The organism is Lacticaseibacillus sp. 53-4 (genome assembly GCF_016861805.1).
Taxonomy (GTDB): Bacteria; Bacillota; Bacilli; order Lactobacillales; family Lactobacillaceae; genus Lacticaseibacillus.
The window spans coordinates 1-4,094 of record NZ_BOLT01000063.1 but is presented as its reverse complement, the minus strand read 5'-3'; the positions used below and the strand labels follow the sequence as shown (position 1 = coordinate 4,094).

Annotated in this window: 5 protein-coding genes; 2 read left to right on the top strand and 3 right to left on the bottom strand. The window is 50.8% G+C overall.

Annotated elements, in window-relative coordinates:
• Positions 1–113: 113 nt before the first annotated feature.
• Positions 114–1,376, top strand: coding sequence for an MFS transporter (locus JUF21_RS11755; protein ID WP_203664824.1), 1,263 nt, complete (start codon positions 114–116; stop codon positions 1,374–1,376).
• A 93-nt stretch (positions 1,377–1,469) separates the two neighbouring features.
• Here the strand turns inward: JUF21_RS11755 and JUF21_RS11750 are convergent, their stop codons facing one another.
• Together JUF21_RS11750 and JUF21_RS11745 are read right to left on the bottom strand one after the other, a co-directional pair.
• On the bottom strand, positions 1,470–1,733 hold the full coding sequence (locus tag JUF21_RS11750) for a Txe/YoeB family addiction module toxin (protein WP_054664047.1): 264 nt from the start codon (positions 1,731–1,733) through the stop codon (positions 1,470–1,472).
• A complete protein-coding gene (locus JUF21_RS11745; RefSeq protein WP_203624654.1) occupies positions 1,726–1,995 on the bottom strand; it encodes a type II toxin-antitoxin system Phd/YefM family antitoxin in 270 nt (89 codons plus the stop codon). The genes JUF21_RS11750 and JUF21_RS11745 overlap by 8 nt, the downstream gene beginning before the upstream one ends.
• A 635-nt stretch (positions 1,996–2,630) precedes the next feature.
• Here JUF21_RS11745 and JUF21_RS11740 point away from each other — a divergent pair.
• Positions 2,631–3,023, top strand: a complete 393-nt coding sequence (locus JUF21_RS11740) for a type II toxin-antitoxin system PemK/MazF family toxin (protein WP_203624653.1) — start codon at positions 2,631–2,633, stop codon at positions 3,021–3,023.
• Positions 3,024–3,159: 136 nt separating this feature from the next.
• Here the strand turns inward: JUF21_RS11740 and JUF21_RS11735 are convergent, their stop codons facing one another.
• Positions 3,160–3,969, bottom strand: coding sequence for an ABC transporter ATP-binding protein (locus tag JUF21_RS11735; RefSeq protein ID WP_203624652.1), 810 nt, complete (start codon positions 3,967–3,969; stop codon positions 3,160–3,162).
• Positions 3,970–4,094 lie beyond the last annotated feature (125 nt).

Below are 4,094 nucleotides of genomic sequence, written 5' to 3'. Positions count from 1 at the left end.
TCGCAACGCTCCAAACGTTGCTTTCAGACCGGCCAGATGCGATTTCATGTCCCCAATACCGAGGTGAATAATCCAGGCATATAGTTGTCACTACAATGGAAAAGAGTCTGCTCATGAATGTTCTGCGCACCATGTTCTCCTCGCTCAGTGAAAAAAACTTCCGCTACTTCTGGCTCGGCCAGTGCGTCTCGACCATGGGTACCTGGATCCAGCGCACCGCGCAGACCTGGCTGGTGTACGAAATGACCAAGTCCGCCTTCAAGGTCGGCCTGCTGTCCGCGTTTCAGTTCATCCCCATCATGGGCCTGACGCTGGTGGCCGGCACCCTGATCGACCGCTTCCCCAAGCGCACCATTTTAATGATCACGCAAAGCGCGTTCCTGCTGCTGGGCGTGGTGATGACGGTGCTGGTCTACACCGGCATCGTGCAGTACTGGGAGATCCTGATCATCGCGCTGCTGTACGGCTGCTTTCAGGCCTTTGACACGCCGACGCGCCAGAGCTTCGTCGTCGAGCTGGTCGGTCAGAAGAACCTGATGAACGGCATTTCGCTGAACTCCACCATCTTTAACCTGGCCAAGATCGCGGGGCCGGCGCTGGCGGGTGTACTGATGGCGCAGTTTTCAGTTGGCTTCTGCTTTCTGGTCGACGCCATTTCCTACCTGGCCGTGCTGCTTGGGCTGTTTTTGATCCGGCAGGACCACGTTGTTGCGTCGCATTCGCACGAGCGCGTCTGGACCGACCTGAAGGAAGGGCTGCATTACGTCTGGACCCACGCCGCCGTGCGCCTGTCCGCCGAGCTGATGCTGATCATCTGCACCCTTAACTTCAATAACAACGTCATCATCCCAATTTTGGCCAAAACCGTCTTCCACGGTGGCGCGCAGACTTACGCCAACCTGCTGTCGGCCACCGGGGTCGGGTCGCTGATCGCCGCCTTTTTGATGAGCTACCTGTCGCGCTACGGCATGCAGCGCAACATCTACCTCTGGGTCGGCATCGGCACCGCGACCCTGCAGGCCGGCATGCTGTTCGTGCGCAGCTACTGGCTGGCGATGCTGGTCATGGTGCTGGTCGGCTTTTGCAACATGGTCTTTCTCAATCAGTCCAACGCGTCGTTCCAGTTCAACATTCCGGGTGAGCTGCGCGGGCGCATCATGTCCGTCTATGTCCTGCTCAACCAAGGCTCCACGCCGGTCGGCTCGCTCTACGTCGGCAGTGTCATGGACGTGTTCGGCGGCCTGTGGGGCTTCCCATCGTGTGGCATCTTGGCGCTGATTCTGCTGATCCCAACTCTGCTGGCCAACCGCAAGCTGGTGTCAAAATGGTTCCACCAAAGCCGCGCTGACAGCATTCGCGAGGCGTCGGGGCAATAATTTCCGCCATTCAAAAAGCATCACGATTAAAAACTCGTGGTGCTTGGGGGCGGGCAAGTTAAGCTAATCATACTTGACGACCTAGCCAGTTTGCTAGAGGTCATAATGATAACGGCAGGAAAAAATGATGATCGCATTGTTTTCAATGCTGTACACTAATCGATCCTCCTGAGAAATCCGACGTGACCATTTGCCTTGAAGCTCAAATCGCAACGGCTCTGGCTTGCCAAGGCCCTCGTAAGGCGTCGAATCGATTGATTTAATTAACTTGTTGATTCTCTTGATGATCGCTTTGTCATTCTGAGCATGCCAGTACAGATAGTCATCCCAGGCGTCATCTGTCCAAGACTTAATCATCTTCCCCATCCTCCAGCAGGTCATGCACTTTGGCCTTGCCAGACTGAATTTGCTTATCACCACGGCGAATGCGTGCCATTAAATCAGGGTTGCTTAACAAGTACATGGTTTCTTGCATTGAGTCATAGTCACTTTTGCTCATCACAACGACGGTATCTTCCGGATCCTTAGCTGTCACCAACAATGACTCGGAATCCTGGTTCACCTTCTGCATATAGGACTTGAGGTTTTTACGAAACCCGCTGTAGGAGACTGCGTCCAAAGTTATCCACTCCTTCCATGGACTGATTGTACCAGATTGCGTACCATTGTACAACAATTTGTACAATTCAAGAATCTTGCCAGTGTCATGCCAATTAATTCCTCGATATTGTCGATTAGTCCTTCCGCAGTCAACCGTTACTACGCCTGTGAAACGCAACGCGCCCTGCGTTTAATCGGGCAAGGCGCGCTGTTTGTGAGACCAATCAGAATGCTCCCAAAGCCGCGGCGACAGCATTCGCGAGGCGTCGGAGCAATAGTCTAGTAACGAAATGTGTGGTCAGCACGTCGACGAAACGATTCGTCTGTCGGTACGGTAATTACGGTGTATGCTGTTATCACACGAAAGGATGTGTTGACCATGAAGGCTACAACTAACAAGCAAGGCCGCGTCCTCGGCAAGTTTGTTACCAGAAAGTCGGGGCATTCAGTCAGTCTGACCGTCCCCGCCGAAACCGGGATCAAACCAGGACAAGAGTATACATTACGGGTTCAAGATGATGGGTCACTGCTTTATGAACCGCGTCACGTAAATTTTTGACATACACCTGACGCAGAAAAGCACAATTTTCGGGCAGATTTGGACAAAATAGGCAACTTCTCTGAAGAGCCTCGTATAGGTAAGGAGATTTAGTCATGGCAAACTCACCTCTCACAGGTAAGCGAAACTTGTCCGCACCAAAACAGGGTGACAGCATCATAATCGACGCGAAGCCACATGCTGGCAGGGAATATGGTGGTCATGATCCAAGACGGGGCAACATTAGGCGACATTTGATCGTACTCTCCAACACTGACTACAATCAGCTCACCGGCATGGTTGTGGGGATGGCCATCACGACCACAAATTTTGCGGATATGAGTGGTTACCTTCCGTTTGTTGATCTCGAAAGTAAGACGAAAGGAAATATTATCCTTTGGCAATTGCCGACCTTTGATCAGGTTGCGAGACATGCGAGCATTATAGGTCACGTCAGTCCTAGTATGCTTAACACGCTTAAAAAGGCAGCAATTGATATCTTTGAATAGCGTTGCTGCAAAAAAAAAACAACCCATCTGGATACTTAGCAGCGCGGCCTTGTACATCAAATGTGCAAGGCCGCGCTGCTAGATTCATCGAGGGACATTATACGAGCGGGAAAAAGAGAAACATAACGTCGACCCGCTACTCAATAATTTGCTCGTTAACGAATCGCCGATATGATTCATGCGTCTTCATAAGCTCAGAATGCGTTCCGAATCCCGTAATTCGGTGATTCTCTAGGAAGTATATCTTATCGGCATCAGTTATCGTAGATAGACGGTGCGCAATGATTAATGCGCCACGATCAGAGAGTAATGCATCAAGACTTTTCGTTACCTGATATTCGGCATCAGCGTCAAGGTTAGCAGTGGCCTCATCAAATATAATGAAGTTAGGAGCCTTTAAATATGCTCGTGCAATTTGTAACCGCTGCCGTTGGCCCCCTGACAGCAGATTACCATCTTCACCTACCAAGGTTTCCAGACCCTGCGGGAAGTTATTGATTTCCCTCAGCAGCCCTGCTCTTTCGAGTGCTGACTCAATTTGCGATTCACTGAATGTTTTGGACAGTCCGAATAATAGATTGTCTCGAATCGTACCGTTTTGGATATCGTTGGTTTGGCTGACCAGAGCAATGTTTTGGCGCCAAGCCTCTAAGCCATACTCCTCAGCAGGCACCCCGGCCAGGGATACTTGTCCCTTGGTCACTGGATAAAAGCGCTCGAGCAAGCTTACGATAGTTGATTTCCCCCCTCCTGAAGGCCCCACCAAAGCTGTTTTCTGGTCAGCAGGAATTGTGATGTCGATATGTTCAAGAACGGGGTTGCCGTCTCCATAGTCAAAGCAAACGTCTGTTAGTTTCAGTTCCCCTTTTTGTGTCGGCAGATGGCCTGATTCAACTTCTGGTTTAGCAAGAGCCAGCTCACGAAGACGTTTCGTTGCCCCATTCATTTTGGCTAAATCAGTGAAGAAACTTGAGAGGCCTCCAATTGGATTTAAACCCCAGTTTACAATTCAAGTGCAACACCCTGACGACTAGACCAAAAAGGCCATGAAGACCTATTCTTGTTAGTACT

Bases quoted from the DNA above. Each gene is read 5' to 3' on its own strand.
- JUF21_RS11735 (WP_203624652.1), bottom strand. From the start codon at position 3,969: ATGAATGGGGCAACGAAACGTCTTCGTGAGCTGGCTCTTGCTAAACCA.
- JUF21_RS11750 (WP_054664047.1), bottom strand. From the start codon at position 1,733: ATGATTAAGTCTTGGACAGATGACGCCTGGGATGACTATCTGTACTGG.
- JUF21_RS11755 (WP_203664824.1), top strand. From the start codon at position 114: ATGAATGTTCTGCGCACCATGTTCTCCTCGCTCAGTGAAAAAAACTTC.
- JUF21_RS11740 (WP_203624653.1), top strand. From the start codon at position 2,631: ATGGCAAACTCACCTCTCACAGGTAAGCGAAACTTGTCCGCACCAAAA.